The organism is Streptomyces sp. P6-2-1, from assembly GCF_050613165.1.
GTDB lineage: Bacteria > Actinomycetota > Actinomycetes > Streptomycetales > Streptomycetaceae > Streptomyces.
In genome coordinates, this window is record NZ_CP192513.1 from 1,782,535 (window position 1) to 1,809,485 (window position 26,951).

Annotated in this window: 23 protein-coding genes and 3 tRNA genes; 11 read left to right on the forward strand and 15 right to left on the reverse strand. The window is 74.1% G+C overall.

What is annotated here, in order from left to right:
- Positions 1 to 24: 24 nt before the first annotated feature.
- The 8 genes from ACQYWQ_RS07870 to ACQYWQ_RS07905 form a co-directional block, all read right to left on the reverse strand.
- Positions 25 to 429 carry a hypothetical protein gene (locus ACQYWQ_RS07870; RefSeq protein WP_431033196.1) on the reverse strand — a complete coding sequence of 135 codons (405 nt, stop codon included), beginning with the start codon at positions 427 to 429 and terminating at the stop codon, positions 25 to 27.
- A gap of 359 nt (positions 430 to 788) precedes the next feature.
- A complete protein-coding gene (locus ACQYWQ_RS07875; RefSeq protein ID WP_431033198.1) occupies positions 789 to 1,979 on the reverse strand; it encodes a sensor histidine kinase in 1,191 nt (396 codons plus the stop codon).
- A 79-nt stretch (positions 1,980 to 2,058) separates the two neighbouring features.
- Complete coding sequence (locus ACQYWQ_RS07880) at positions 2,059 to 2,730, reverse strand: response regulator (protein ID WP_431033200.1); 672 nt, start codon at positions 2,728 to 2,730, stop codon at positions 2,059 to 2,061.
- A 553-nt stretch (positions 2,731 to 3,283) separates the two neighbouring features.
- On the reverse strand, positions 3,284 to 4,021 hold the full coding sequence (locus ACQYWQ_RS07885) for a hypothetical protein (RefSeq protein WP_431033202.1): 738 nt from the start codon (positions 4,019 to 4,021) through the stop codon (positions 3,284 to 3,286).
- A 472-nt stretch (positions 4,022 to 4,493) separates the two neighbouring features.
- On the reverse strand, positions 4,494 to 4,973 hold the full coding sequence (locus tag ACQYWQ_RS07890) for a hypothetical protein (protein WP_431033205.1): 480 nt from the start codon (positions 4,971 to 4,973) through the stop codon (positions 4,494 to 4,496).
- A gap of 356 nt (positions 4,974 to 5,329) precedes the next feature.
- Positions 5,330 to 5,403 (reverse strand) — tRNA-Ile (locus ACQYWQ_RS07895).
- A 134-nt stretch (positions 5,404 to 5,537) separates the two neighbouring features.
- Positions 5,538 to 5,610: transfer RNA gene (locus ACQYWQ_RS07900), tRNA-Asn, on the reverse strand.
- 5 nt (positions 5,611 to 5,615) lie between these two features.
- A tRNA-Asn gene (locus ACQYWQ_RS07905) sits at positions 5,616 to 5,688 on the reverse strand.
- 224 nt (positions 5,689 to 5,912) lie between these two features.
- Here ACQYWQ_RS07905 and ACQYWQ_RS07910 point away from each other — a divergent pair.
- The 4 genes from ACQYWQ_RS07910 (at position 5,913) to ACQYWQ_RS07925 (ending at position 11,625) form a co-directional block, all read left to right on the forward strand.
- A complete protein-coding gene (locus ACQYWQ_RS07910) occupies positions 5,913 to 6,206 on the forward strand; it encodes a hypothetical protein (protein WP_431039105.1) in 294 nt (97 codons plus the stop codon).
- Positions 6,207 to 6,389: 183 nt separating this feature from the next.
- Entirely contained in the window at positions 6,390 to 7,850 is a 1,461-nt protein-coding gene (locus ACQYWQ_RS07915; protein ID WP_431033207.1) for an FGGY family carbohydrate kinase, read from the forward strand.
- A 113-nt stretch (positions 7,851 to 7,963) separates the two neighbouring features.
- A complete protein-coding gene (locus ACQYWQ_RS07920; RefSeq protein WP_431033209.1) occupies positions 7,964 to 9,697 on the forward strand; it encodes an ABC transporter ATP-binding protein in 1,734 nt (577 codons plus the stop codon).
- The gene (locus ACQYWQ_RS07925) at positions 9,697 to 11,625 is read left to right on the forward strand and encodes an ABC transporter ATP-binding protein (protein WP_431033211.1); all 1,929 of its coding nucleotides are present in this window, start codon (positions 9,697 to 9,699) and stop codon (positions 11,623 to 11,625) included. Before ACQYWQ_RS07920 ends, ACQYWQ_RS07925 begins: the two co-directional genes overlap by 1 nt.
- A 96-nt stretch (positions 11,626 to 11,721) precedes the next feature.
- Here the strand turns inward: ACQYWQ_RS07925 and ACQYWQ_RS07930 are convergent, their stop codons facing one another.
- From ACQYWQ_RS07930 to ACQYWQ_RS07940, 3 genes are all read right to left on the reverse strand, one after another.
- Positions 11,722 to 12,738, reverse strand: coding sequence for an RNA polymerase sigma factor (locus tag ACQYWQ_RS07930; protein ID WP_431033213.1), 1,017 nt, complete (start codon positions 12,736 to 12,738; stop codon positions 11,722 to 11,724).
- Between the two features lie 257 nt (positions 12,739 to 12,995).
- Positions 12,996 to 14,909, reverse strand: a complete 1,914-nt coding sequence (gene dnaG, locus ACQYWQ_RS07935; RefSeq protein ID WP_431033215.1) for a DNA primase — start codon at positions 14,907 to 14,909, stop codon at positions 12,996 to 12,998.
- Positions 14,910 to 15,022: 113 nt separating this feature from the next.
- On the reverse strand, positions 15,023 to 15,688 hold the full coding sequence (locus tag ACQYWQ_RS07940; RefSeq protein WP_431033217.1) for a type III effector protein: 666 nt from the start codon (positions 15,686 to 15,688) through the stop codon (positions 15,023 to 15,025).
- 142 nt (positions 15,689 to 15,830) lie between these two features.
- Between ACQYWQ_RS07940 and ACQYWQ_RS07945 the strand changes: the two genes are divergently transcribed.
- Together ACQYWQ_RS07945 and ACQYWQ_RS07950 are read left to right on the forward strand one after the other, a co-directional pair.
- A complete protein-coding gene (locus ACQYWQ_RS07945) occupies positions 15,831 to 16,271 on the forward strand; it encodes an Hsp20/alpha crystallin family protein (RefSeq protein WP_431033220.1) in 441 nt (146 codons plus the stop codon).
- A gap of 179 nt (positions 16,272 to 16,450) precedes the next feature.
- Positions 16,451 to 16,861 carry a DUF2267 domain-containing protein gene (locus ACQYWQ_RS07950; RefSeq protein ID WP_431033222.1) on the forward strand — a complete coding sequence of 137 codons (411 nt, stop codon included), beginning with the start codon at positions 16,451 to 16,453 and terminating at the stop codon, positions 16,859 to 16,861.
- Between the two features lie 95 nt (positions 16,862 to 16,956).
- Here ACQYWQ_RS07950 and ACQYWQ_RS07955 read toward each other — a convergent pair whose 3' ends face one another.
- The 3 genes from ACQYWQ_RS07955 to ACQYWQ_RS07965 all read right to left on the reverse strand — a co-directional run bounded on the left by ACQYWQ_RS07955 (position 16,957) and on the right by ACQYWQ_RS07965 (position 20,530).
- A complete protein-coding gene (locus ACQYWQ_RS07955; RefSeq protein ID WP_431033224.1) occupies positions 16,957 to 17,511 on the reverse strand; it encodes a hypothetical protein in 555 nt (184 codons plus the stop codon).
- Between the two features lie 65 nt (positions 17,512 to 17,576).
- A complete protein-coding gene (locus tag ACQYWQ_RS07960; RefSeq protein ID WP_431033226.1) occupies positions 17,577 to 18,848 on the reverse strand; it encodes an NAD(P)/FAD-dependent oxidoreductase in 1,272 nt (423 codons plus the stop codon).
- A 332-nt stretch (positions 18,849 to 19,180) separates the two neighbouring features.
- Positions 19,181 to 20,530, reverse strand: coding sequence for a deoxyguanosinetriphosphate triphosphohydrolase (locus ACQYWQ_RS07965; protein ID WP_431033228.1), 1,350 nt, complete (start codon positions 20,528 to 20,530; stop codon positions 19,181 to 19,183).
- Between the two features lie 390 nt (positions 20,531 to 20,920).
- Here ACQYWQ_RS07965 and ACQYWQ_RS07970 point away from each other — a divergent pair, with 390 nt between their 5' ends.
- The 3 genes from ACQYWQ_RS07970 (at position 20,921) to ACQYWQ_RS07980 (ending at position 23,585) form a co-directional block, all read left to right on the forward strand.
- On the forward strand, positions 20,921 to 21,544 hold the full coding sequence (locus ACQYWQ_RS07970) for a DinB family protein (protein ID WP_431033231.1): 624 nt from the start codon (positions 20,921 to 20,923) through the stop codon (positions 21,542 to 21,544).
- Entirely contained in the window at positions 21,541 to 22,884 is a 1,344-nt protein-coding gene (locus ACQYWQ_RS07975) for a GNAT family N-acetyltransferase (RefSeq protein ID WP_431033233.1), read from the forward strand. Before ACQYWQ_RS07970 ends, ACQYWQ_RS07975 begins: the two co-directional genes overlap by 4 nt.
- Before the next feature lie 143 nt (positions 22,885 to 23,027).
- Positions 23,028 to 23,585 carry a hypothetical protein gene (locus ACQYWQ_RS07980; protein WP_431033235.1) on the forward strand — a complete coding sequence of 186 codons (558 nt, stop codon included), beginning with the start codon at positions 23,028 to 23,030 and terminating at the stop codon, positions 23,583 to 23,585.
- Positions 23,586 to 23,787: 202 nt separating this feature from the next.
- On the opposite strand, the gene ACQYWQ_RS07985 is transcribed toward ACQYWQ_RS07980, so the two are convergent.
- Positions 23,788 to 24,570, reverse strand: a complete 783-nt coding sequence (locus ACQYWQ_RS07985) for a sulfite exporter TauE/SafE family protein (protein WP_431033237.1) — start codon at positions 24,568 to 24,570, stop codon at positions 23,788 to 23,790.
- A gap of 178 nt (positions 24,571 to 24,748) precedes the next feature.
- Between ACQYWQ_RS07985 and ACQYWQ_RS07990 the strand changes: the two genes are divergently transcribed.
- Together ACQYWQ_RS07990 and ACQYWQ_RS07995 are read left to right on the forward strand one after the other, a co-directional pair.
- Positions 24,749 to 25,711 (forward strand): oxidoreductase, encoded by a 963-nt coding sequence (locus ACQYWQ_RS07990; protein WP_431033239.1) that lies wholly within the window; start codon positions 24,749 to 24,751, stop codon positions 25,709 to 25,711.
- 62 nt (positions 25,712 to 25,773) lie between these two features.
- On the forward strand, positions 25,774 to 26,751 hold the full coding sequence (locus ACQYWQ_RS07995) for an epimerase (protein ID WP_431033241.1): 978 nt from the start codon (positions 25,774 to 25,776) through the stop codon (positions 26,749 to 26,751).
- Positions 26,752 to 26,951: the final 200 nt, after the last annotated feature.

A 26,951-nucleotide genomic window follows, 5' to 3' on the forward strand; every position in this document is an offset into this window, starting at 1 on the left:
ACGGGTCCGGGGGGCGGCCCGGGCTCAGCCCTTGAGGTTCGTGGGTCTGCCGTCGCGCAGCACGGTCGTGTGGCGCGGGACCTCGACGCGGAACTTGGTGTCGCAGTCGGCGAACCCGCTGCACGAGGCGTCCAGTTCGAGCGTGTCGCCCTTCAGCTCCCATGTGGTGCTGCTGCTGCCGATCGACATGCCCTCGTCGAACCAGAGGGTGACGCGGACGTTCTCGGTGTCGCTCTCGACGAGGTCGGTCGGGTTGCCGTGGGCCCGCACGTCGAGCTTCTCGCCGCTGAACTCGAAGGTCTTCCGCTTCGGTTCGGCCTTCTTCGCGTCGGCGCACGCGCTCACGGTGAGCAGGAGGCCCGTGGCGAGGGCGACCAGGGCGGTGGCGGTCCTGCCGCGCGTGACGCGGGCTCGGCTGGGGGTACGCATGGGCTGCTCCGTCTTCGGTGAGGTGGCGATGCCCCCACACTCCGCGCCCCCGGCCCGCCTGCCATCTGCCGTTCGGCAGATATCCACGCCCCGGCCCGTGACCTCCCCGACACCCCGCAGCCCGCACGGCCCCACGCCACCCACGCCACAGCGCTCAGCCCTACGCCACCCCCCAGTCCCGCACCGCACCGCGCGGCCCCGCACCCCGCCACGCCGCACCACTCGGCCCCGCGCCACCGCCCAGCCCCGCACCACGCGGCCCCCGCTCGCGCCCCGCGTCACGCCGCTCCCCCTCCGCGGCGCCACGCATCCTCGCCGCGCCACCCGCCCTCGCCGCGCCACCCGCCCCGCCGCGCCGCTCAGCGAGCCGTCTCCTCCAGCGGCAGCACGCCGACGACGGTCCAGCCCGCCGCTCCGGGCCCTGCGACGAGACTCCCCCGCAGGCTTTCGAAGCGCTCGGTCAGTGCGGGCAGGCCGGTGCCGCCCGCGGTGCGCGGGGGTGTCGCCGGGGCGGTCGGGGGGGCCGCGTCGTCGGAGACGGCGATCCGGAGGCCGGCTTCGGTCCGGGAGGCCGTGACCGTCACCAGCCCGGCCCCCGGGGCGTGTCGGCGGATGTTGGTCAGCGCCTCCACGACGAGGCGGTACGCGGCGTCCTCCGCCTCGGGGGGCAGCGTGCCCGCGAGCCCCCGTTCCAGGTCGAGCGCGGTCCGCGGGTGCCCTGCCCCCTCGAAACGCCGGAGCAGCACGGGGAGGTCGGCGAGGCCGCGTACCCGCGTGGACGGCGGCTCCGTGCGCGTCTCCGGCTCACGCAGGACCCGCAGTGTGTCGTCCATCGATGACAGGGCGCGCTGCCCGGCGGCCTCCAGGCGGGCGAGCAGCTCCTTGGTCCGCGTCTCGTCGTACTCGACGAGGCGGGCCGCCTGGGTCTCCAGGAGGATGCCCGTGACCTCGTGCGCGACGAAGTCGTGCAGGTCCCTGGCGACTTGGAGGCGCTGCTCCCTGCGTGCCCGCTCGATCGCCTCGGCCCTGCGGTCGTCCTGGACGCGCTGCCGCAGCCCGAAACCCCCGGCGACCAGGACCAGGAAGGCGGCGGACATGACGCCCAGGACCGATTGTTCGAGCACGCCGTGGGAGTTCCGCAGCGAGAACCGCAGCGGCAGGACGACGGCGGCGAAGCCGGTCAGTGTCCCGAGGACGGCGGCCTGCCGCGGCGGCACCCCGCGCACCACTCGCGGCAGCAGTACGAGGAGCGCGAGCAGTTCGAACGGGAGCCAGGGCAGCGCCCACTTGACCTCGGCGAGCCCTTCCCTGGTCAGCAGGAAGCCGAGATCGCCCAGGAGCGAGGCGCCCGCGACGATCGCCGCCGCCCTGACCAGCGTGAGCGGCCCCACCGGGTAGCGCGCCAGGGCCGCGAGCGCCGCGAGGACGGCGGGCACCACGGCGAAGAGGGCTTCGGCGGGCGCCGCGAGGGCGGGCAGGACGAGCAGGCAGGTGACCAGGGCGAAGGCCGGGTACCGGCGATTCGTGGCACGCGTCGGGGCAGTCCGCATGGGGGCGAGGGTACGCACGTGGGACGGCGCGGGGATCCGCCGATCGGCAGAGAGCGGGCCGGGCGCCCCTCACCGCCCCTCACCCCTGCCGACGCCCGAAGGTGTACCCCTGCTCGAAGGCGCGGACGGCGATCCCCACCCGGTTCCGCACCCCGAACTTGCGCTGAATGCTGGCCACATGCGTCTTGACCGTGCCCGGCGAGATGAAGAGTTCGGCGGCGATGTCCGCGTTGGTGCCGCCCTCGGCGACGAGCGCGGCGATCTCGCCCTCGCGCTCGGTCAGCGCCTCACCGGCGGGCGCCGGGTCGCCAGGGGCCCGTGTCCCCGTGACGTGCCGCAGCAGCCGTACCGTGATGGCCGGGCTGATGAGGCTGTCCCCGGCCATCGCGGCACGCACCGCCTCCACGAGCAGCGCGGGTCCCGAGCGCTTGAGCAGGAAGCCGGAGGCCCCGTTGCGCAGCGCCGGGTACACGTACTCGTCGAGGTCGAAGGTCGTGACCACGACGACCTTGGGCCGTGGCTCCGCCGCCCGGGGCCCGGCGAGCCTGCGGACCACCTCCAGGCCGTCCATGCGCGGCATCCGGATGTCGGCCAGGACCACGTCGGGGCGCAGCCGTTCCGCCTCCGCCACCGCCTCGATCCCGTCGGCGGCCTCCCCGGCCACCTCCATGTCCGGCTGACTGTCGAAGATGGCCCGCATCCCCCGCCGCACCATCTCCTGATCGTCCACGAGAAGCAGTCGCACCGTCATACAGGCAGCATTCCAGGAACGTGCCACTGCCGGACCCCGTTTCCGCGCCTTCGGCCCCCGGCACCATCCGGGGGCGATCTCCGCGGGCTTCCGGTCCAGGCCGCGCTTGCCGGGACGGGCGAGCACGTCGCGGCCGCTCGACAGCGCGCGCTGCCGCTCCCGGCCTCCTTCGCGGTCGGGTTCCCCGGCGCCTGAGCCCTCGGCAAGGGCCTCGGTCTCGCCTGCGGCCCGGGCCCTGCCGGGAGTCGCCGCCCCCCTGTCGAGTTATCGAAGTCCCCCTCCTGATGGGCCTCGTCCGCGTGGCTCCCGCCCCGCGCGGCACGGTCGCGCCCGGCTCCCGCGGAAAACACAGCTGACACACGGTCCGGACCCGCAGCGCACGTCGCTCGGAGGCGAGGAACCCGGCCTCGCGCGGCTTCTTCGGGTGATGCGAGACGGTCGACCGCGAGCCCCCGCCGCTCCGAAGGCCGCACGCACGCGCCTCGCCGCCGCCGTTCGCCGCGGCCCGCCCGTGGCAGGCCGCGGGGCCCGCCGCTGCGGCGCGTGCTCCCCCTCAGCACCGGGCCAGGGGCTCCGCCACCGGCGCCTCGCCCCGGGCGAGGGGCCGCGTGAAGCGGTAGCACTGCCGGGCGACCGGACCGTCGGACCCGGCCCCGGCCCGTACGCGGACCGTGACGCTCACGCGGTCCCGTTCCCGTGCCACCTTCCGCACGGCGAAGACGTCCTGCCCCTGCCCGCCGCGCGCCGCCAGCTCCCGCGACACCCCGGCCCGCGTGAGCAGTTCGTCCGGCAGACTCGCGAGGACGTCTCGCGCCCTGACCACGTCGCGGTCCACGAGACGGCTCGCGAGGCAGTCGGCGCGCGTGCGTTTCGTCAGCCGCGTCGTCCAGCCCGTACCGGGGGCGTGGTGGGCGACGAGGGTGAAGCACCACTCCACCTGGGTGGGCCCCGCGGACAGGAATCCCTTCCTGTCGTACGTGACCGCCCACGACCTGGCGGCGGTGTAGGTGCCGTGCGGGGCGTCGTAGGTGATCACGGGGGCCTTCGTGTGCCGCCAGAGGACACCGGTCACCGCCTCGGGACCTGTCGGGCCGCTCCCCGCGAGCGCGCGCCGCGTGTCCCGCGCGGCACGCGAGGCCAGCCGCAGCACGGACGCCTCGGCCGCCCGCTCGCGCCGCTCGTTGACGTGGCCGTCGTGCCAGAGGGAGAACCAGAACCAGCCGAGCAGCACGACGGGCAGGACGAGCACCACGAGGCAACAGGTGGTGACACCGCGGGTGAACCCGGGCACCCGGGCTCTCGGGGGATCAACCGTCATGGCGGCCCGGGCCGGGCGGACGGCATCGCGCACGGTGTGTCACCTCGCCCCTCCCGACACGTGGCACGGAACTACGCCGCGATAGTAGGCGACGCCCGACGGCTCAGGAACAGCCGGGACCCTACGCCCGGACGGCTGCACGCGACCCAACACGCCCTCCCCGCAGGCGAATTGCGCCGCCCTTCACCTCACCTGGTGGCGACAGCCGCCGGACCCCGCCCTCACCGCGCCTCCCTTCCCACCCGGCCCACGCCCCCGCGCCACGCTCAGCCCCCGCGTCCTCGACGCGACGACGACACGGGACGACGGCACGCCGAGCACGGACGTCCTCCCGAGCCGAACCCGGCCCAGTCGCAGCGCGGCGGGAAGTACGCGAGAGCGCCGTGGCAGTACAGGCCCCTGGTGCCGAAGTGGCTCATCGCGTACTCGCCGCACCCGCCCCCGGTCAGCAGCTCCGCGCCTTCCGCGTATCCGCGCTCTGCTCGTCGCGGTCGAGGCGGCGGTTGCCACGCCCCAACTGGCGGCGCATCACGGCGCCGTGCGCGGGCCGGTAGGGGCGGAGCGCGACGTGCGTCAGGGGGCGGGTCGAGCGCGATCCGTACGGCCTCACGGGTCTCGGCGCTCGGCTGCCCGGGAAGCCGCGGATCAGGTCGACGCCGCTGTCCTCGAACCCGGCGTCCTCCGCCTCGCGGACGATGACGCGGGCCTGGCGGGCGTCATGGCTGCGGCCCAGGGTGCGCAGGCGCTTGTCGTCGAAGGACCGCACGGCGCTGCTGAGCCTGCGGAAGCCGATCGCGCGGAACGCCGCGAGCTTCTCGCGTTCCAGGGTCTCCGGGCTGCACTCGATCGTCGCCTCCAGGAGTTCGCCGCCGAGTCCGGGAAACGCGTTCCGCAGGGCCGCCCCGTACGCTCGACGAACTCGCAACCTGGGTCGTCCCGGGCGGCGACGGCGCACCCGTACTGCGGCCCGTCCTGGTCCTGGTCTGCTGGGCCGCGGCCCTCGCCACCGTGGTCCTGACCCGCTCCAAGGCCGTCGTCCTGGCCCGCGCGTAGTACGGGCCACCGGGATCGCCGTCGCGTGCCGCGGGGAGCAATCCCGTCCCCTCGCCCCGAAGCCGCGTAGCCCGTCCTTCGTGAGGGAGAACGGGCGTCGTCCCGACCGGCTTCATGAGGGAGGAAAGTCGTCGTTCCGACCGGGACGCCGCTTCGGGCGTGGCCCGTGAAGGACCGGCCGGGCGCGGGCAGGCGCTTCGGGTGAGCGGCGGGCGAGTGACCACAAGGTGGGGCGGCTGGGACTCGAACCCAGGACCGACGGATTATGAGTCCGCTGCTCTAACCGGCTGAGCTACCGCCCCGTAGCGGCGCGTCGGGTGGACCCCTCGTGCGCCTTCTGCCGCAGCATAGCCGGTCATACGATCTCTCGCCTCGGATGGGGCCGACCTGCTGTGACACGCAGAAGGACCCCGGCGAACCGGGGTCCTTCGCTGTGCTCTCCCGACTGGACTCGAACCAGTAACCTGCCGGTTAACAGCCGGCTGCTCTGCCAATTGAGCTACAGGAGACCGTGCTCCCCCGACTGGACTCGAACCAGTAACCTGCCGGTTAACAGCCGGCTGCTCTGCCAATTGAGCTACAGGGGATCGACCTGCCGCAGCGGACACGGACCCGCTGTGTGCGGTGCGCGCTCGCTGCGACTCATACATTAGCGCAAGCAGGGGGGTGCTTTGCCAATCGGTAGGGGCTGCCGCCCGGCGCACGGGGAACCCTCATCGGGACAGGCCGGGTGCGCCGGGCGATGATCGGGCAAGATCACGTACGGGCAGACCGACGCAGACCGAACACGAGGGAAAGGGTGGCCGCCATCATGCGCTACCGGATCGCATTCGCCGCGGGCGCGGCTCTGGGCTACGTCCTGGGGACCAGGGCCGGGCGCGAACGCTACGAACAGCTCGCGAAGTACGCCCGGCAGGTCTCGCACAATCCGGCGGTACGGAATGTGACCGAGACCGCGGCGCAGCAGGGCCGGGTCGCCGCGGGGAAGGCGGTGCACGTCGTCTCGGTGAAGGTCGGCGACCGGCTGCCCGACTCCGTGTCGCGGCGCGTACGGGCCTTCTCCGGCCAGGACCACGGCGACGACTTCGGCTCCGGCACGGTCTGAGCCGAGGAGCGCCGAGGAGCGCCGAGGAGCGCCGAGGAGCGCCGAGGAGGACGAGGGCGGCCTGCCACCCACTCGTGAGAGGGGGTGGCAGGCCGCCCTCCCCCGTACACCGAAAGGCCCCCGCCCCTTACGCCGTGCGGCCGAGTGCGGCTCCGCGCCGCGCGTGCGGCACAATCCCCTGTCATGGCGATAGTCGCGGGACTGGACAGCTCGGCAGAGGCGACCCGGATCGTGGTGTGCGACGCGGACACGGGCGCCGTGCTCAAGCAGGGGTACGCCCCGCATCCCACCGAGGGCGCGGACGGGCAGACGCCGTACGAGACCGATCCGCAGTCCTGGCTGCTCTCGCTCGGTGAGGCGGCCGGGGGCGGGGTGCTCGAAGGGGTGCGGGCGATCGGCGTCTCGGCGCAGCAGCACGCGCTGGTGCCGCTGGACGCGCAGGGCGCGACCGTGCGGCCCGCGCTCATCGGCTCCGACAAGCGGATGCAGGCGACCGCCGCCGACCTCGCCGACGCGCTCGAAGGCGGCCGCGCCGCCTGGGCCGCCGCCGTCGGCTCGGTGCCGGGCCCCGCGCACCAGGTCACGAAGCTGCGGTGGCTCGCCAGGAACGAGCCCGAGAACGCGGCGAAGACCGCCGCCGTGCTCCAGGCCCACGACTGGCTCGTGTGGCAGCTCCTCGGGCGGCCCGCGCGCCGGACGACCGACAGGGGCGGTGCCTCGGGGACCGGCTACTGGTCGGCGTCCGAGGGCGTGTGGCGCCCCGACCTCGCGGAACTCGCGCTCGGGCACCAGGTCGCGCTGCCCGAGGTGCTCGGCCCTTCGGCGGCCGCGGGGACGACGCCGGAGGGGCTGCTCATCGCGCCGGGGACCGGCGAGACGATGGCCGCGGCCTTCGGGCTCGGGGTACGCGCGGGCGACGCGGTCGTCTCGCTCGGCGGCTCGGGCTCGGTCATGGCGATCCACCACGAGGCGATCGGGGACGCGGCGGTGACCGCGCTCGCCGACGCGACGGGGATGCACCTGCCGGTGGTGCGGCTGCTCAACGCCGTACGGGTCCTGCGCGGCACCGCGGAACTGCTCGGCACCGACCTGGACGGGCTCTCCACGCTCGCGCTGGAGTCGACCCCGGGGGCGCACGGCCTCGTGCTGCTGCCGTACCTCGCGGGCGAGCGCACGCCCGACCTGCCGTACACGGCGGGCACGCTCAGCGGCCTGCGGCGCGAGTCGATGCGGCCCGAGCACCTGGCGCGCGCGGCCTTCGAGGGGATGCTCTGCTCGGTCGCCGACGCGCTCGGCGTGCTGCGGGCGCGGGGCGTCGACGTGGAGCGGGTCTTCCTGCTCGGCCCGGCGGCCGAGCTGCCCGCGGTACGGGCCATCGCCGCCTCGCTCTTCGCGGCGCGCGTCGTCGTGCCGCAGCCCGCCGACTACGCGGCGCTCGGCGCGGCGCGGCAGGCGGCGTGGGCGCTCGGGGTGCACGAGGGACGGCTCGGTCCCGAGCGGCCGCCTGCGTGGCAGGGGGCGGCGGCGCAGGTCATCGAGGCGGACGAGGAGGAGCGGCTCGTGGGGGCCGCGGTGCGGCAGCAGTACACGGCCGTACGGGAGGAGACGCATCCGGGGGCGTTCGGGGACCTGAAGCCGCTGTGATCCCAAACCGGGGGCGGGCGGATTTGACCCGGCCTTGAATTAATCGGTTGGTCCGGGCGCAGGCGTATCGCTCAGGATGGGGAGGCTTCCGACCCCTCTTCGACAGGCGCAGTGTGCTCATACGACTTCTGCGGGCCTCGCTGGCCCCCTACAAACGGCCCATCGCCCTTCTCGTCCTGCTCCAGTTCGTCCAGACGTGCGCCGCGCTCTACCTGCCCACGCTCAACGCCGACATCATCGACAACGGTGTCGTGAAGGGCGACACGGGCTACATCATGGAGTTCGGCGGCCTCATGCTGCTCGTCGCCGTCGTGCAGATGGCGGGGAACGTCGGCGCGGTCTTCTACGGGGCCCGTACCGCCGCCGCGCTCGGGCGGGACGTGCGGGCGCGAATATTCGACCGCGTGCAGTCCTTCTCGGCGCGCGAGGTCGGCCAGTTCGGCGCACCGACGCTCATCACGCGGACGACGAACGACGTGCAGCAGGTGCAGATGCTCGTGCTCATGTCGTTCACGCTCATGGTCTCGGCGCCGATCATGTGCGTCGGCGGTGTGATCCTCGCGCTCGGCCAGGACGTGCCGCTCTCCTCGATCCTGCTCGTCGTGATCCCCGTGCTGGGCGGCTCGGTCGGGCTCATCGTGCGCAAGCTGCGCCCGCTCTTCCGTACGCTCCAGACCCGTCTGGACACCGTGAACCGGGTGCTGCGCGAGCAGATCACAGGGAACCGCGTCATCCGCGCCTTCGTGCGCGACGAGTACGAGGGCACGCGCTTCGACGGCGCGAACGGGGAGCTGACGGAGGTCTCGCTCGGCACCGGGCGGCTCTTCGCGCTCATGTTCCCGACCGTCATGACCGTCGTGAACCTCTCCAGCGTCGCCGTCGTGTGGTTCGGCGCGCACCGCATCGACAGCGGCGGGATGCAGATCGGCGCGCTGACCGCGTTCCTCTCGTACCTCATGCAGATCGTGATGGCCGTCATGATGGCCACCTTCATGTTCATGATGGTGCCGCGCGCCGAGGTGTGCGCGGAGCGCATAGAGGAGGTGCTCGGCACCGAATCGAGCGTCGTGCCGCCGAAGGCCGGGGTCACCGAGCTGCGCAGGCACGGGCGCCTCGAACTGCGCGGCGCGGGCTTCCGCTTCCCCGGGGCCGAGGAGCCTGTCCTGCGCGGGATCGACCTCGAAGCGCTGCCGGGCGAGACGACGGCCGTGATCGGCTCGACGGGCAGCGGCAAGACGACGCTGCTCGGCCTCGTACCGCGCCTGTTCGACGCGACCGACGGCGAGGTCCTGGTCGACGGTGTGGACGTGCGCGAGGTCGACCCGGCGCTGCTCGCGCGCACGGTCGGGCTCGTCCCGCAGAAGCCGTACCTCTTCTCGGGGACCGTCGCGAGCAATCTGCGCTACGGGAACCCCGGGGCGAGCGACGAGGAGCTGTGGCACGCCCTGGAGGTCGCGCAGGCGAAGGACTTCGTGGAGCGCCTGGAGGACCGCCTCGACGCGCCGGTGGCGCAGGGGGGCTCCAACTTCTCGGGCGGGCAGCGGCAACGGCTCGCCATCGCCCGCACGCTCGTGCAGCGCCCGGAGATCTACCTCTTCGACGACTCCTTCTCGGCGCTCGACTACGCGACCGACGCGGCGCTGCGTGCGGCGCTCGGCCACGAGACGGCGCGGGCGACGGTGGTGATCGTGGCGCAGCGCGTCGCGACGATCCGCGACGCTGACCGCATCCTCGTGCTCGACGAAGGGCGGATCGTGGGCGTGGGGCGGCACCACGAGCTGATGGAGACCAATGAGACGTACCGGGAGATCGTGCTCTCCCAGCTGACGGAAGCGGAGGCCGCGTGATGGCCGGGCCCGGTGGACGGATGGCGGCCGGAGCGGCCGGAGCGCAGGGGCTTGAGGACTTCAAGGGGACGGCGAAGCGGCTCGCGCGCCGCTTCGCCCCGTACAAGGCGCTCCTGACCGGGATGCTGCTGCTCGGGATCGTCAGCGTGGCCGCCTCGGTCTCGGGGCCGAAGATCCTCGGGCACGCGACCGACCTGCTCTTCGGCGGCGTGATCGGCGGGCAGTTGCGCGCCGGGCAGACCAAGGAGCAGGTCATCGAGGCGGCGCGCGAGCGCGGCGACGGCGGCTTCGCCGACCTCCTCAAGGGGGTGCACTTCACGCCGGGCGAGGGCATCGACTTCGGCGCGATCGGTGAGGTGCTGCTCATCGCGACGCTCGTCTTCGCGGTCGGCGGCGTGCTCATGTCGATCTCGGTACGGCTCTCGAACCGGGCGATCAACCTCATGGTGAGGCGGCTGCGCGAGGACGTGCAGACGAAGCTGTCGCGCCTGCCGCTCTCGTACTTCGACCGCCGTCAGCGCGGCGAGGTGCTGAGCCGGGCGACGAACGACATGGACAACCTCCAGCAGACGCTGCAACAGACCCTCGGCCAGCTCGTCAACTCGGTACTGACGATCATCGGGGTCCTCGCCGTCATGTTCTGGATCTCGTGGCTGCTCGCGCTCGTCGCGCTCGTGACCGTGCCGCTCTCGGCGCTCGTCGCGACGCGCGTCGGCAAGCGCTCGCAGCCGCAGTTCGTGCGGCAGTGGAAGACGACGGGCGAACTCAACGCGCACATCGAGGAGATGTACACGGGCCACACGCTCGTGAAGGTCTTCGGGCGCCAGGAGGAGTCGGCGAAGGTCTTCCGCGCGCACAACGAGGCGCTCTACGACGCCTCGAACAAGGCGCAGTTCACGAGCGGCGCGATGCAGCCGCTGATGATGTTCGTGTCGAACATCAACTACGTGCTCGTCGCCGTCGTCGGCGGGCTGCGCGTCGCCTCGGGCGCGCTGTCGATCGGTGACGTGCAGGCGTTCGTGCAGTATTCGCGGCAGTTCTCGATGCCGCTCACGCAGGTCGCCTCGATGGCGAACCTCATCCAGTCCGGGGTCGCCTCGGCCGAGCGGATCTTCGAACTGCTCGACGCGGAGGAGCAGAGCACGGACCCCGAACACCCGGAGCGGCCCGCCGAGTTGCGCGGGCGGGTCGCCTTCGAGCACGTGTCCTTCCGCTACGAGGAGGACAAGCCGCTCATCGAGGACCTGTCCCTGGAGGTCGACCCGGGCCACACGGTCGCGATCGTGGGGCCCACGGGCGCGGGCAAGACGACGCTGGTCAACCTGCTGCTCCGCTTCTACGACGTGACGGGCGGGCGCATCACGCTCGACGGCGTGGACATCGCGCGGATGCGCCGCGACGACCTGCGCGCCGGGATAGGGATGGTGCTCCAGGACACGTGGCTCTTCGGCGGCACGATCGCCGAGAACATCGCGTACGGGGCCGCGCGCGAGGTCACGCGCGAGGAGATCGAGGAGGCCGCGAGGGCGGCGCACGCCGACCGCTTCGTGCGCACGCTCCCCGAGGGCTACGACACGGTCATCGACGACGAGGGCACGGGGGTGAGCGCGGGCGAGAAGCAGCTCATCACGATCGCGCGCGCCTTCCTCTCGGACCCGGTGATCCTCGTGCTCGACGAGGCGACCAGCTCCGTGGACACGCGCACCGAGGTGCTGATCCAGAAGGCGATGGCGCGCCTGGCCGCCGGGCGCACGAGCTTCGTCATCGCGCACCGCCTCTCCACGATCCGCGACGCGGACACGATCCTCGTCATGGAGAACGGCGCGATCGTCGAGCAGGGGACGCACGAGGAGCTGCTGGCCGCGGGCGGCGCGTACGCGCGGCTGTACGCGGCGCAGTTCGCGCAGGCGGTGGCCGAGGTCGAGTAGCCGGGCCCCCGCGGGGCCTTCCGCGGTACGGGGCCGCCGCCACGTACGGACGTGGGGGCGGCCTCGCCCGTACCTGCCGCGGCTGCCGCGCGGCCCTCAGTCCAGGTAGCCCCTGAGCTGGTCGGCGAAGGCGTGGGAGCGGAGTTTGGCGAGGGTCTTGGCCTCGATCTGGCGGATGCGTTCGCGGGTGACGCCGAAGAGGGCGCCGATCTCCTCCAGGGTGCGGGGGCGGCCGTCGTCGAGGCCGTAGCGGAGCTGGACGACCTGGCGTTCGCGTTCGCCGAGGGTCGCGAGGACGTCTTCGATGTGGCGGCGCAGCAGGAGCAGCGCGGCGGACTCGGGGGGCGAGGGGGCGTCGCCGTCCTCGATGAGGTCGCCGAGCGCGACCTCGTCCTCGCCGCCGACGGGGGTGTGGAGCGAGACGGGCTCCTGCGCGAGGCGCAGGACCTCGCCGACGCGTTCCTTCGTGAGGCCGAGGAGGGCGGCGACCTCCGCGTCGCTCGGCTCGTGGCCGCGCTCCTGGAGCAGCCCGCGCCGCACCCGTACGACGCGGTTGATCAGCTCGACGACGTGCACGGGCACGCGGATCGTGCGGGCCTGGTCGGCGAGGGCGCGGGACATCGCCTGACGTATCCACCACGTGGCGTACGTGGAGAACTTGAAGCCGCGCGTGTAGTCGAACTTCTCGACCGCGCGGATGAGGCCGAGATTGCCCTCCTGGACGAGGTCGAGCATCGTGAGGCCGCGCCCCGCGTAGCGCTTGGCGACGGAGACGACGAGGCGGAGGTTGGCCTCGATGAGGCGGCGTTTGGCGGCGCGGCCGAGGACGACGAGGCGGTCCAGATCGAGGGCGAGGCGGGTGTCGAGCGGCCCGGGCCCGGCGAGTTTCTCCTCGGCGAAGAGACCGGCCTCGACACGCCGGGCGAGTTCGACCTCGTCGGCGGCGGTGAGGAGGGGGATGCGGCCGATCTCCCGCAGGTACTGGCGGAAGAGGTCGGGCGCGTGACCGCCGGGGGGAGCGGGTGTGCGCTCGCGCGTGCGCTGCGTGGGGACGCCGGGGAGGGGCGGGGCGTCCTGCGGGGTGGACGTCGTGGCGCGAAGCTGCGTGGGCACGGAGTCGGCCTCCTGGGGGGTTCGCTGCCGCTGTCCGCGGGATGCGCGGGTCACCGTTTTTCAGTGTGGGACAGGGCGACGGCGGCCCACGAGGGGTGTGCGGGTACTTTTTGCGTCCGGTACGTGACGGGGGGTCAGCGGGCGGGGCGCGTGGGGGCGGTGGGACAGGCGGGGCAGGCCGGGCGGGGCCGGGAGGCCGGGGGGGCGGGAGGCCCGGGAGCGGGAGGCCCGGAAGCGGGAGGCCGGGGGGCGTCCGCTCAGAGGGCTGCCGCGCCCTGGTGCTGGAGGGCGCGGCCGTACTGTTCCAGGACCCACAGTTCGCTCTGGACCTCGGCGGCCCGGGCCTGGTCGCCCTGGGCCGACACGCGGGTGAAGGTGCCCTGAAGCTCGGTGACGCGGCGCTGGACGGCGCGGACCCTGACCCGTACGAGCTGCTCGCTCGCGTAGACCTCGTCGACGACGCGTCGCCGGATCGGCTCGACGGCGAGTTCGGTGACCATCGCGCGGACGCGGTCGTCGGGGGCCGCCTCGCGTACGGCGGTGAGGTAGGCCATCGCGTCGTGGACGCCCTCCTCGGCGCCGCCCGCGTCGGCGATGGCCTGGCGCACGGCCGCGTACGGCTCGGCGGTGAACTCGTCGATCTCGTAGGCGTCGAAGGCGGGCGAGACCAGTTCGGGGCGCTGGAGGGCGAGTTTGAGCAGTTCGCGCTCGGTCACGTGCACAGGGTTGCGCAAAGTGAGCGCGGGGCCCGAGCCGCCGGGGCGCTGGGGGGCACCCGCGGTGGCCGTCGCGGGGGGCCTGGAGCCGCCGGGGAGCGGTTCGCCGCGGTGCTCACGGGCCCAGCGGGCGACGCGGGCGACCCTGCGGACGACCTCCTGCTGGTCCATGACGCCGTAGCCGAGCATCCCGGCGAGCTGGACGGCGACGGTGTGCCGCAGCGCGACGTTCTTGACGCTCGCGACGACGGGCGCGGCCTCGTCGAGCGCGGCGGCGCGACCGGCCGGGGTCTCCAGGTCGTAGCGCGAGACGATCTGGCGCAGCGCGAACTCGAAGAGCGGGACGCGCGGCTCGACCAGCTCGGCGACCGCCTGCTCGCCCTTGGCGAGGCGCAGGTCGCAGGGGTCCATGTTGTCGGGCGCGATCGCGATGTACGTCTCGGCGGCGAACTTCTGGTCGTCCTCGAAGGCGCGCAGGGCGGCCTTCTGCCCGGCGGCGTCGCCGTCGAAGGTGAAGATCACGCGGGCGCTGCCGTTGTCCATGAGGAGGCGGCGCAGGATCTTGATGTGCTCAGTGCCGAAGGCGGTGCCGCAGGTCGCGACGGCGGTCGTGACGCCGGAGAGGTGGCAGGCCATGACGTCGGTGTAGCCCTCGACGACGACGGCGCGGCTGGAGCGGGCGATGTCCTTCTTGGCGAGGTCGATGCCGTAGAGGACCTGCGATTTGCGGTAGACGGGGGTCTCGGGGGTGTTGAGGTACTTCGGGCCGTTGTCGTCCTCGCGCAGGCGCCGGGCGCCGAAGCCGACGATGTCGCCGCCGATGTCCTTGATGGGCCACATGAGGCGGCCCCTGAAGCGGTCGATGGGGCGGCCGCCGCGGCTCTCCTGCGCGAGCCCGGAGGTGATCAGCTCGCGGTCGGTGAAGCCCTGGCCGCGCAGGTAGCGCGTGAGGTGGTCCCAGCCCGCCGGGCTGTAGCCGACGCCGAAGTGCGCGGCGGCGGCCTGGTCGAAGCCGCGCTCGGCGAGGAACTTGCGGCCGATCTCGGCCTCGGGCCCGGCGAGCTGCTCCTCGTAGTACTTCGCGGCGGCCCGGTGGGCGTCGATGAGGCGGATGCGCTCGCCGCGCTGCTGGGTGGGGTTGTAGCCCCCCTCCTCGTAGCGGAGGGTGATGCCGGCCTGACCGGCGAGGCGCTCGACGGCCTCGGAGAAGCTGAGGTGGTCCACCTTCATGACGAAGGTGATCGTGTCGCCGCCCTCTTGGCAGCCGAAGCAGTGGAAGAGCCCCTTGGCCGGACTGACCTGGAACGACGGCGACTTCTCGTCGTGGAAGGGGCACAGGCCCTTCAGGTTTCCGCCGCCCGCGTTCTTGAGCTGGAGGTACTCAGCGACAACGGAGTCGATCGGGACCGCGTCCCTGACCGCCTTCACGTCCTCGTCCTTGATCCTGCCAGCCACGAGGGAAGTCTACGGGGCTCGGCGGGGTGCCCGGACGGGAGGAGGGGCGGGCGGGGCCGGGGCCGTCCGGGAGGCCGCGGCGCGGGCGGGCGCCGCGCCCCGGCCCCCGGGCCTCAGTGGGCCGAGGGGGTCCCTTCGCCGGGCGGAGCGGCACCCGGGCGGGGGGCCAGGTCGTCGACGCGCGCGGCGAGGCCGGGGTGATGGGCGGCCAAGTGGGGGCGGGCCGCCTCCAGGGGCGCGAGCAGGCGGGCCGGGTCCTGGTCGCCGAGGGCCCGGGCGAGGGGGGTACGGGCCGGGGCGGGCAGCCCGTCCAGCGCGACGACCTCGGCCGCGAGGCCGCGCAGCGACGCCGCGTGCTCCCTGGCCCAGGCGGCCAGCGCGCGGTCGACGGCGCGGCGGTCGCGGGTGGCCCGGATGCGCTCCTCGCCCGTGCTGCCGGGGGTGCCGGGGCGCCGCCTGAGGTAGCGGCGCTCGGCCGACTGCCTGTTCGCGACGCCGAGCGGGCCCGCCAGCTCCGCCCAGCTCGCCCCGGCCTCCCGCGCGTCCTCGATCAGGCCGGTCTCCCAGCCGCCGAGCTGCTCGCGCAGCTGCCGCAGCAGGAGCAGCGCGGCGAGTGCCTGTTCGGCGCCGCCGCCCGGCGCGGGGGGCGCGGCGGGCGGGGTCGTCTGGGCCGTACGGACCGCTTCGGCGATCGTCTCCAGGGCCGCCGTCACGGCGGGCAGGGGCGCGCCGGGGGAGCCCGGGTCCTGGCGCCGCTCGGAATGTCCGTCCACGGCCATGAGCCACCTCCACTCCACGTGTCATCCATTGGGCGACACTCTCACTTGTCATCTCTTGGATGACACGCTATAACAGAGACAGGCAACAACGCACGGGCCTCGCATCGAGGGCCCGCACTCGATCATGGAGGTGTCTTTCCCCATGCTGATGCGCACCGACCCCTTCCGTGAGCTGGACCGCATCACCCAGCAGTTCTTCGGCAACTCCGCGTCCGGCACGTGGTCGCGTCCGTCCCTGATGCCGATGGACGCCTACCGCGACGGCGGGGAGTACGTGCTCGCGCTGGACCTGCCGGGCGTCGACCCGGACGCGATCGATATCGACGTCGAGCGGAACATGCTGACCGTGAAGGCCGAGCGCCGTCCGGCCAACCGCAGCAAGGAGGCGCAGGTCGAGCTCTCCGAGCGCCCGCTGGGCGTCTTCTCGCGGCAGGTGATGCTCGCCGACACGCTCGACACCGAGCGCATCCAGGCCGACTACGAGGCGGGCGTGCTGACCGTGCGCATCCCGATCGCGGAGCGCGCCAAGCCCCGCAAGATCGCCATCGGTACGAGCGCGGGCCGCAAGGAGATCAGCGGCTGACGCGAGGGGACCGGCGGCCGGGGACGCCCGGGACCGGGCCGGGGCGCGCGGCGGAGGACGGGACCGCCCTCCCGTACCCGTCCTCCGCGCACCGCCCCTCCCCCGGCGCGCCGCTGATCCGCCCGCGGGACGCCACGGAAAGCGGGACGCCACGGACAGAAGGGGGCACAGTCGTGACGATGCGAACGGAAGTGTTCCTGGAGCAGGTGCGGGAACGCGGCGAGTACCCGAGCCGGAGCGAGGCCGACCGGGCGGCCCGCACCGTACTGGCGCTGCTGGGCGCGCATCTGGTCGGCGAGGTGCGGGCCGAGCTGGCGGCCCGGCTCCCGGAGGTCTTCGCCCTGATCCTGCTCAACCCGCTCCAGGCCGCCGAGCCCCTCTCCCCCGAGCGGTTCGTACGGGCCGCGGCCGCGTGGATCGAGGGGGCCACCGAGACGACCGCCGCCTGGGACGTGAGCGCGGTGCTCAGCGTCGCGGCGGACGCGGCGGGCGAGGAACTGACGGGCCGCGTCCTGCTCCAGCTCCCGCCGGGATACGACCTGCTCTTCGGCCGCCCGCGGGCGGCCGGGGAGGAGCGGCCCGCCGCGTGACGGGCGGGGCCCTGGCCCCGGCCCGTCCGCCGCCGCCCGCCACCGACCGCCCGCCACCGGCCACCGTCCCGGACGCGAGTCGTCCGGGACGGGCCTCAGTAGTCCTCTTCGTCCGTCAGCTCGCACCTCTTGACGCCCCGGGGATCGACGGGCTTGACCTTCACCGTCTTCGTCCTCCCCTTGGCGACGCGCTCGTTGACGATCCCCTGGAGGTCGACGAAGCCGCCGTCCTCGTCGTAGAAGGTGACCGTGCCCGTGTAGGTCTCCGCCCTGGTACCGGTGTTCCTCAGGCGCACCGTGGACCAGGGTCTGCCGGCGGTCACGCAGGAGATGAGGGTCGCCTCGACGGCCCGGGAGCGGGTGCCCCCGGCGGGCTCGGACGCGGCCGGGGTGGCGCCCGACGTGGGGGCGTGGCGCCGGTTCGCGCTGGTGTAGCCGTTGCGGTAGCCCGAGCCGTAGGAGTCGTCGTCATCGTCGCCGGACGCGCGGGAGCCGTTCTGGCGCTGCGCGGAGCTGCTGCACCCGCCGCCGTGCCCGCTCCCGTGCCTGCTGTGCGAGGAGCCGTGGCCCCGCCCTGTCGAGAATCCCGTCAGGGCGAGGACCGTTATCGCCGCCATCGCGATCAGTTTGATACCCCGTGTCGTGTTCACCCGGCGACCCTACGGACCGGGGCAGCGCTCCGCCCCGTGTGCGAACACATGCGCACAGAGTTTTTTCACGAGGACGGCAGGAACGACTCCAGGGGCACGTTCGGGTCGGCGAGCGCCTCGGGATCGGGACGGCTGCCCGAGCGGATGAGCTTCTGGAGCGGTTCGGTCACGTCCCAGATGTTGACGTTCATCGCGGCCCGCACCTGCCCGTCGAGCAACCAGAAGGCGAGGAAGCGGCGCTTGGCCGCGTCACCCCGTACCAGCACCTGGTCGTACTGTCCGGGCGGTGCCCAGCCCGAGTACTCCAGGCCCAGGTCGTACTGGTCCGAGAAGAAGTACGGGACGCGGTCGTACGTGACGTCCTTGCCGAGCATCGCGCGGGCGGCGAGCGGGCCGCCGTTGAGCGCGTTGGCCCAGTGCTCGACGCGCAGGGGCGCGCCCGGGAAGAGGCCGAGCGGTACGGAGGCGACGTCGCCCGCCGCGTAGATGTCGGGGTCCGAGGTGCGCAGTCCCGCGTCGACCGCGACGCCGCCGCCGTGCTCGGGCGCGGCGAGCGCGAGTCCCGCGGACTCGGCGAGTGCCGTACGGGGCGCGGCGCCGACGGCCGCGAGGACGTCGTGCGCGGGGTGCTCCTCGCCGTCGTCGGTGAGCGCGGCGAGGACCATGCCGTCCTGGCCGATGATCTCGGTGAGGCGGGCGCCGAAGTGGAAGCGGACGCCGCGCTCGGCGTGCAGGTCGGTGAAGAGCCTGCCGACCTCGGGCCCGAGCACGTGGTGCAGCGGGGTCGGCGCCGCGTCGACGACGGTGACTTCGGCCCCGTACTCGCGCGCCGCCGCGGCGACCTCCAGGCCGATCCAGCCCGCGCCCGCGATGAGCAGGTGACCGTTGTCACGGCCGAGGTTCGCGAGGGTGCGGCGCAACCGCTCGGCGTGCGCGAGCCGCCGCAGGTGGTGGACGCCTGCGAGGTCGGTGCCGGGGATCTCCAGGCGGCGCGGCTCCGAGCCGGTGGCGAGGAGCAGCTTGTCATAGTGGAGGGGCGTGCCGTCGCCGAGCGTGAGGGTGTGGTTCGCGGCGTCGAGCGAGACGGCGGGCTGGCCGAGGTGGAGTTCGACGTCGGCGCCCGCGTACCAGCCGGGCTCGTGCACGAAGACGCTTTCGCGGGCGTCCTTGCCGAGCAGGTAGCCCTTGGAGAGCGCGGGGCGCTCGTACGGGTGCTCCCGCTCGTCGCAGACGAGGATCACCCGCCCGGTGAAGCCTTCCGCGCGCAGCGTCTCCGCCGCTTTGGCGCCGGCCAGGCCCCCTCCGACAATGACGAACGTCTGATCCGCGTCGACCACGTGCTGCCTCCTCAGTACCCGAGCCCGCCGCGCACCGCCCTTGCGGCGGGCACGGACGGGGCGGCGGTCCCCTGCGAGCGTCCCGCACGGGGGCGGGTGGGGGGAAGGGGGGTGACTCGATCGGGGGGGGTGATCGAGGTCCTGCGTCCCTGTTGCCTTGGTGCGGGGGGTTCCTGACGGTACCGCAGCTCAGGTGGGGGGCTGGATGCGAGGGTTCCTCCTCGCGCCGTGGTGCCCTTGCGGGGGCCGTGCGCTTGCGGGGGCCATGCGCTTGCGGGGGCCGTGCGCTTGTGGGGGCCGTGCCCTTGCGGGGGCCGCCCGCCCTCACTTCCTCAATCGCCGGAGTGGCCGAATCCTGGTTGCCGTGTCAGTTCGGCGTGCAGTGCGCGTGCCGCCTCGTCCGTCAGCGAGGCGATCTGGTCGATCAGGACGCGGTGGCGGGTGGGGTCGGTACCGGCCTCGTGGAAGAGGGCACGGAACTGGGGATCGAGGCCGTGCGGTGCGCGGGCGGCGAGCGCGGCGGCGAGTTCGGTGAGCAGGACGCGCTGGGCGGCACGGATCTGTTCCTGTTCCGCGCGCTGGATCACGTACAGGTCGGCGACGGCCTTGAGGAGCCCGCACTCCAGACGCGCGGTGCGCGGGACGACGAGGCGGGCCGCGTAGCGGCTGAGCGGACCCGGTCCGTGGGCCGCGCGGGTCGCGGTCTCGGCGGCGAGGCAGAAGCGGCCGATGAGTTCGCTCGTGGCGTCCTTCAGGCGGGCCTGGGCCGTGGCGGAGCCGTCGTAGTGGTGGGGCCACCACTCCTCGGCGAGGAGGCGGTCGAGCGCCGCGTCGAGTTCGGCGCGCTCCGCGTCGGGCGGTACGTGGCCGCGGTCGAGCGCCACGCGGTGGATCTCGGCCCGCTCGGGCTCCGAGAGCAGCGCGTTGGGGTCGATGTGGCCCGCGTGCAGGCCGTCCTCCAGGTCGTGCACGGAGTACGCGACGTCGTCGGACCAGTCCATGACCTGGGCCTCGAAGCACGTGCGGTCCCGCGGCGCTTCGGCGCGGAGCCAGCGGAAGACGGGAAGGTCGTCCTCGTACACGCCGAACTTCGCGTGCGCGGGGTCCCGCGGGTGCGCGCCCCGGGGCCAGGGGTACTTGGTGGCGGCGTCGAGCGCGGCGCGGGTGAGGTTGAGACCGACGCCTGCCCGGGTGCCGTCGGGGCCGGGCACGAAACGCTTGGGCTCGATGCGGGTGAGGAGGCGCAGGGACTGCGCGTTGCCCTCGAAACCGCCGATGTCGCGGGCGAGTTCGTCGAGCACCTGCTCGCCGTTGTGCCCGAAGGGCGGATGGCCGAGGTCGTGCGAGAGACAGGCGGCCTCGACGAGGTCGGGATCGCAGCCGAGCGCGCCACCGAGGTCACGGCCGACCTGCGCGCACTCCAGGGAGTGGGTGAGGCGGGTACGGGGGCTCGCGTCCCAGGCGGGGGAGCGTGCGCCGAGCGTGACGACCTGGGTCTTCCCCGCGAGCCTGCGCAGCGCGGAGGAGTGCAGGACCCGGGCCCGGTCGCGCTGGAAGGCGGTACGCCCCGGGCGCTTGTCGGGCTCGGGCGCCCAGCGCTCGGTGTCCGCCGGAACGTAGTCCGCCGTCTCATGACGCAGCCGATACGCCTCGCCCTCGGCCCGCCTGGAAGTCGCTGCCATACGACAGAGCCTAAACGGAAGGGGGGACATCCCGGACAGATGTACGGGGGCGGGGCGGGGGGTCATCACGAGGGCCGATCGCGGGGGCGCGGGAGGGCCGGGCCGGGGCCGGGGCCGCCGGCTGGGCGGGACGAGGCAGCGGCCGCACTGGGCGCAGGGCGATCGCAGAGCCGGGCCGGGCACCGAACGGGGTGGGCCGTGAGGCGGGTGGACCGGGCGCGAGGCGGGGGGCCGGACGAGGCGGGGGGCAGGCGGGGTGGGGGGCAGGGGGGCGGCCGGGTGTGAAGGGGGAGGCCGGGTGGGTGGCGGGGAGGTGGGGTGGTGTCGGTGGGGGGTGCGAGACTCGGCGGGACGTAGGGGATGTACGTACGTACGGGAGTGGGGGCGATCATGTCGTTCAGTGGGCCTGTGGCCGATATGCACCGGTATCTGCAGGAGGCGCGGGACGCCGTGCTCTGGAAGGCGGAGGGCCTGTCGGAGTACGACGCGCGGCGGCCGCTGACGCCGACGGGGACGAATCTTCTCGGGCTCGTGAAACACCTGGCCGCCGTGGAGCTGGGGTACTTCGGGGACACGTTCGGGCGGCCGTACTTCGCGAAGGGCGAGGAGCCCGACTTCCACTGGACGCGCGAACCCGAGGGCGACCTGTGGGCGCGCCCCGAGGAGTCGGCGGAGGCACTCACCGGCCTGTACCGGGCCGCGTGGGCGCACACGGACGCGATCCTCGCGGAGCTTCCGCTCGACACGGAGGGACGGGTGCCCTGGTGGCCGGAGCACCGCGCCACGACGACGCTGCACCACGTCCTCGTCCGGGTCCTCGCCGAGACCCAGCGCCACGCGGGCCACGCGGACATCACCCGTGAACTGCTCGACGGACGCGCGGGCGCGGGCCGCGAGGACACGAATCTCCCCGAGTGGGACCGCGGGACCTGGTCGGCACACCGCGAGAAGGTCGAGCGGGCGGCACGCGAGGCGGACCCGCAGGGCGCGGAGCGGGCCGGGGCGGGCTCGTGACCCGGACACCCGTCGCCGGGGTCGACGTGCGGGTTCTCGGGCCCGCGGACTGGCCGTTGTGGCGGGAGCTGCGGCGCGCCGCGCTCGCGGACGCGCCGCACGCGTTCCGGGCGCGCCTCGACGCGTGGGGGCCGGGCGAGGAGCGCCGGTGGCGGACCAGGCTCGCGCTGCCGGGCGCGTACCACCTGGCCGCCTTCCACGACGGGCACGCGGTGGGGACGACGAGCGGCCTCCCCGCCGGGGACGGCACGGTGGAGCTGCACTCGGTGTGGGTGGCGACGGCGGTACGGGGACGCGGCGTCGGCGGCCTGCTGCTCGACGCGGTGGAGCGGTGGGCGCGCGCGGCGGGGGCGGAGCGGCTTCGGCTCGGGGTCCTGGCGGCGAACACGCAGGCGCGGGAGGTGTACCGGCGCAAGGGCTTCGTGGTGGTGGACGAGCGGGCGGGGGAGGTGCGGATGGCCAAGGCGCTCACCGGGGCCGGGGAGGCCGTGGCCCAGCGTGAGCCCATGACGAACGAGGACGGCGCGGGAACAGGGGACGACGGGCTCGGGCCCCTCGCCTCAGCACTCGGGATCGACACCGTCGAGGTCGACGGGCGGGCGGCCACCGCCGACGATCTGCTGTGGCGGGCCGTGCGGAGCGACGGGCACTTCACCGCCGCGCAGGTGCGGGGCGGGAAGGTGCGGGGGATGGAGGTGCACCTGGAGCGGTTGTGCGCCGCCTCGCGGGAGTTGTGGGGGGACGTACTCGATCCGGCCCTCGTGCGGGAGCGGGTGCGGCACGCGCTCGGGGGCGGGGCGCGCGACGCCGCGCTGCGCGTGTACGTGCACCGGCCCGCCGGGGCCCTCTCGCTCATGGTGACCCTCGCCGCGCCCGGCGGGGTCCAGGAGACCCCGCTGCGGGTCCGCTCGGTCCCGTACGTACGGCCCTTCGCGCACGTCAAGCACCTCGGCGGCTTCGCGCAGGCGCACCACGGGCGGCTCGCCGGGCGGGACGGGTACGACGAGATCCTGCTCACCGGGCCCGACGGCGAGGTCGCCGAGGGCGGGATCACCAATGTCCTCTTCGGGGACGGCGAGCGGCTCGTGCTGCCCACGGCGCCCGCGCTCGCCGGCACGACGCTCACGCTCCTGGAACGGGGGCTGCCCGCCGCGGGACTCGCGCTCGTACGGCGGCCCGTACGGCTCACGGATCTGGCCGGTTTCCGCTCGGTGTTCCTCACGAACTCGCGCGGCATCGTGCCCGTGGCCGAGATCGACGAGCACGCCTACGAGGTGGATGAGCCGCTGCTCGCGCGGCTGCGCGCGGTGTACGAGGCGGTGCCCTGGGAGGAGGTCTGAGCCGGGGGCGCCCTGATGGCCCGTCACCCGTTCACCCGCGCTGAGCGCGCGGGCGGGGGCGGGGCGGGCTTACCTCGTAGGCGGGGCGCGTTCGGCTTCGCGGCACGCAGAGGTCGCGAGCGGGCCCCCGCGGAAGGAGGACCATGCCCGCGAGGCGTACGCGGACCGGTGCGTTGGCCGCCCTTGTCCTGGCCGGGGGGTGCGCGCTCCCCGTCGCCGCCGCCGCGGCGGAGCCCGCCCCGGCCCCGGCGCTGCGGCTGGCTCCGGCCGCCGGGGCACCAGGGGCGAAGGTGACGGCGCATGTGACGGGCTGTCCCGGGCACGCTGCGACCGGCACGGCGCCCGCGCTGCGCTCGGGCGGCTTCGCGCTCAGCGGCGGCGCGGAGGCGCCCGAAGCGGTGGGCAGCTTCCGCGTGCCAGGGGAGGCGAACCCGGGCACGTACGAAGTGGTGGTGCGGTGCGGGACGGGGGGCGCGGAGACGCGAGCCGACCTGCGCGTGGGGATGAGCGGCGCGTACGGGCCCTCGGGGGTCGCCGCGGGCGAGGCGGAGGCGGCAGCGGGGCACGGGAGCGAGCTGGCGGGCGGGCCGGGGCCGCTCGGGCGCGATCCGGTGCGGGTCGCCTGCGGCGTGGGCGTGCTGGCCTTCGCGACGGTGTGCGGGACATGGCTCCTGCACCGGCGCACACGCGGCACCGTGTAGCGGTCCGTCCGCACGGGGGGGTCGGCCCCGCGGCCCGGCCCTCCGCCGTCCCGCCCGTCCGCGGCCCGGCCCTCCGCCGTCCCCTCCGTCCGCGGGCCGGGCCTCACCGGTGCGGGCCTCGCCGGAGCACGGGCCTCCGGCCCGGTCCCGCTCCCCTTCCGGGATGGCCGGGGAACCGCGGCCGAGGGCCGCCGAAGCCCCCTCAGCCCAGCCACTGGTCGTACGCGAGCTTCGCCACCAGGCCCAGCACGACCACCACGAGCACCGTCCTGACGAAACCGCTCCCCCGCTTGAGCGCCGTGCGGGCACCCGTCATGCCGCCGACCAGGTTGCACGCAGCGAGCGGGAGCGCGAGAGCCCACATCACGTTGCCCTGCACGGCGAACGTGACGAGGGCGCCGAGATTCGTGCACGTGTTGACGATCTTCGCCGTCGCCGATGCCGAGACGAGGTCGAGGCGCAGCACGGCGGTCAGCGCGAGGACGAGGAACGTTCCCGTGCCCGGCCCGAAGAAGCCGTCGTACGCGCCGATCCCGAGCCCCGCGAGCAGGACGGCCGCGACGACACGGCCGCGCCCGGGGGCGGGCCCCGCCGCCTGCGTGCCGAACGCGGGCCGCAGCATGACGAAGGCGAGCACGGCGAGCAGCACCACCATGATCATCGGCCGCAGCACGTCGCTGGAGATGCCCGCGGCGAAGAGCGCCCCGATCGTCGAGCCGAGCAGCGCCGCGCCCCCGATCCCCACCGCGATCCGTACCGTGACGGGTGCGCCCCTGCGCACGTAGGTGTACGCGGCACCTCCCGTCCCGACGATCGCGACGGCCTTGTTGGTGCCGAGGATGTGCGCGGCGGGTACGTGCGGGACGCCGAGGAGCAGCGCGGGCAGCAGGAGCAGTCCCCCGCCGCCCACGACGGCGTCGATCCAGCCCGCCGCGAGCGCGGCGAGGCACAGCACAAGAACCGTGGTCAGGGGTATGTCGGGCATGAGCATGACCCTATGCGTACGCCTGTACGGCGTCCGCACGCGTGTCCCCCGGCGCCGGGCACCGCGGGCGGGACACGTGCGGCGCGCGGGCGGGACGTGTGCGCCGCACGGGGTAGAAGAGGGCCAGGCGGCGGGCCGGCCGGGGCCGCGCCGCGGGACAGGGAAGGGAGCGGGCGCGATGGCCGCCGACGCAGGAGGAGCACGCGGGACACGGACGCGCGGCTGGAGTGCCGCCCGCGTCCCCGCCCAGGAGGGCAGGACGGCCGTCGTCACGGGCGCCAACAGCGGCATCGGGTACGTCGCCGCGCGTGAACTCGCCCGGCACGGGGCGCACGTCGTACTCGCCTGCCGCAGCGAGAAGCGCGGGGCCGACGCGGTCGCGCGGCTGCTCTCGGAGGTGCCGGGCGCGCACGCGGAGTTCTCGCGGCTCGACCTCGGGGACCTGGCCTCGGTACGCGATTTCGCGGACCGGCACGTACGGCGGCCCGTCGACGTGCTGCTCAACAACGCGGGCGTCATGGCGCTCCCGTACGGGCGCACGGCCGACGGCTTCGAGCGGCAGTTCGGCGTCAACCACCTGGGGCACTTCGCCCTCACGGGGCTCCTCCTGCCCGCGCTCCTCAGCGCCCGCGCGAGCCGGGTCGTGACGGTGTCGAGCGGCCTGCACCTGCTCGGCAACATCGACCCGCGTGACCTCAACAGCGAGCACCACTACCGCCGTTGGCTCGCCTACGGTCGCTCCAAGACGGCCAACCTGCTCTTCACGCACGCACTCGCCCGCCGCCTGGAAGCGGCCGGGGCCGACACCGTGGCGGCCGCGGCGCACCCCGGGTACGCGCGCACGAACCTCCAGACAGCGGGCGTGCGGATGGAGGGCCGCAAGGCCGCGGAACGGCTCGCCGCGCTCGGCACCCGGCTCGTCGGGCAGCCCGCCGAAGCGGGCGCGCTGCCCTCGCTGTACGCGGCGACGGCCCCGGGCGTCGGGCAGGACTCCTTCATCGGCCCGCGTTTCCTGATGTGGCGCGGCGCCCCGGCCCCGTCCTGGCGCGCCCCCTGGACGCGCGACGACGCGTCGGCGCGGCGGCTCTGGTCGGCCTCGGAGGAACTGACGGGGGTGCGGTACGCACTGCCTGAGGCGTGAGCACCAGCCAGGGATTCCCATTTTTTTGAACACGTTCAAACAAAGGCGCTACGCTCACCCTCGTGAAGATCCTGCTTCCCGGGGGCACCGGGCATATCGGTCAGCTGCTGCGCCGCGCGTGGCTGCGCGAGGGGCACGAGGTGGTCGTGCTGAGCCGCCGCCCGCACCCGTACGGTGACGGGTCTCGCGTCGTCGGCTGGGACGGGCGGAGCGCGGGGGCGTGGACGCGCGAGGTCGAGGGCTGCGACATGGTGGTCAACCTCGCGGGGCGGAGCGTGAGTTGCCGGTACACGCCGGAGAACCTGCGGGCCATGACGGATTCGCGGGTGGACTCGGCGCGCGTGGTGGGCGAGGCGATCGCCGCGGCACGGCGCCCGCCGCGCGTGTGGTTCCAGATGAGTACGGCGACGCTCTACGCCCACCGCTTCGACGCCCCGAACGACGAGGCGAGCGGCGCGCTCGGCGGTACGGAGCCGGGGGTGCCCGCGTACTGGGCGTACAGCGTCGAGATCGCCCGGGCCTGGGAGGCGGCGCAGCGCGAGGCGGCGACACCGGCGACGCGCAAGGTGGCGCTGCGCGCGGCGATGGTGATGAGCACCGAGCGCGGCAGCGTCTTCGACGTCCTGTCCCGGCTGGCCCGCGCGGGCCTGGGCGGCCCTGTCGCCGGTGGCCGCCAGTACGTCTCGTGGATACACGGCGCCGACTTCGTCCGCGCGCTCGACTTCCTGCGCGCCCGCGAGGACCTCACGGGCCCCGTCAACCTCTCCTCCCCGCGCCCCCTCCCCCAGCGCGCCTTCATGCGCGGACTCCGCTCCGCCTGGCACGTGCCGTTCGGTCTCCCCGCGACCCGCGCGATGGCGGAGCTGGGCGCCTGGGCCCTGCGCTCCGACACCGAGCTTCTCCTCAAGAGCCGCCGCGTCGTCCCCGGCCGCCTGACGGAAGCGGGCTTCTCCTTCACACACCCGGAGTGGGCGGACGCCGCGCGCGAGCTGGTGGCACGGCGGCGCGCGGCCGGACACCGGGGCACCGGGACGGGCTGAGCGCCCGGGGCCCGGACGGCCCGAAGCCCGGTACGGACCGAACCCGGGTACGGCCCGAAGCCCGGTACGGACCGAACCCCGGTACGGCCCGAAGCCCGGTACGGACCGAAGCCCCGTACCGCCCGAAACCCCCTGCCGCCCGCGGCCCCTGACGGCGAAGGAGCGGCACCCCCGCACAGGGTGCCGCTCCTTCTTCGTGC

Excerpts from the sequence above, each read along its gene's own strand:
- ACQYWQ_RS07880 (WP_431033200.1), bottom strand. The coding sequence starts at position 2,730 with ATGACGGTGCGACTGCTTCTCGTGGACGATCAGGAGATGGTGCGGCGG.
- ACQYWQ_RS07950 (WP_431033222.1), top strand. The coding sequence starts at position 16,451 with ATGCGAACGGAAGTGTTCCTGGAGCAGGTGCGGGAACGCGGCGAGTAC.
- ACQYWQ_RS07875 (WP_431033198.1), bottom strand. The coding sequence starts at position 1,979 with ATGCGGACTGCCCCGACGCGTGCCACGAATCGCCGGTACCCGGCCTTC.
- ACQYWQ_RS07910 (WP_431039105.1), top strand. The coding sequence starts at position 5,913 with ATGCGCTACCGGATCGCATTCGCCGCGGGCGCGGCTCTGGGCTACGTC.
- ACQYWQ_RS07970 (WP_431033231.1), top strand. The coding sequence starts at position 20,921 with ATGTCGTTCAGTGGGCCTGTGGCCGATATGCACCGGTATCTGCAGGAG.
- ACQYWQ_RS07990 (WP_431033239.1), top strand. The coding sequence starts at position 24,749 with ATGGCCGCCGACGCAGGAGGAGCACGCGGGACACGGACGCGCGGCTGG.
- ACQYWQ_RS07870 (WP_431033196.1), bottom strand. The coding sequence starts at position 429 with ATGCGTACCCCCAGCCGAGCCCGCGTCACGCGCGGCAGGACCGCCACC.
- ACQYWQ_RS07915 (WP_431033207.1), top strand. The coding sequence starts at position 6,390 with ATGGCGATAGTCGCGGGACTGGACAGCTCGGCAGAGGCGACCCGGATC.
- ACQYWQ_RS07940 (WP_431033217.1), bottom strand. The coding sequence starts at position 15,688 with ATGGCCGTGGACGGACATTCCGAGCGGCGCCAGGACCCGGGCTCCCCC.
- ACQYWQ_RS07945 (WP_431033220.1), top strand. The coding sequence starts at position 15,831 with ATGCTGATGCGCACCGACCCCTTCCGTGAGCTGGACCGCATCACCCAG.
- ACQYWQ_RS07965 (WP_431033228.1), bottom strand. The coding sequence starts at position 20,530 with ATGGCAGCGACTTCCAGGCGGGCCGAGGGCGAGGCGTATCGGCTGCGT.
- ACQYWQ_RS07985 (WP_431033237.1), bottom strand. The coding sequence starts at position 24,570 with ATGCCCGACATACCCCTGACCACGGTTCTTGTGCTGTGCCTCGCCGCG.
- ACQYWQ_RS07980 (WP_431033235.1), top strand. The coding sequence starts at position 23,028 with ATGCCCGCGAGGCGTACGCGGACCGGTGCGTTGGCCGCCCTTGTCCTG.
- ACQYWQ_RS07925 (WP_431033211.1), top strand. The coding sequence starts at position 9,697 with ATGGCCGGGCCCGGTGGACGGATGGCGGCCGGAGCGGCCGGAGCGCAG.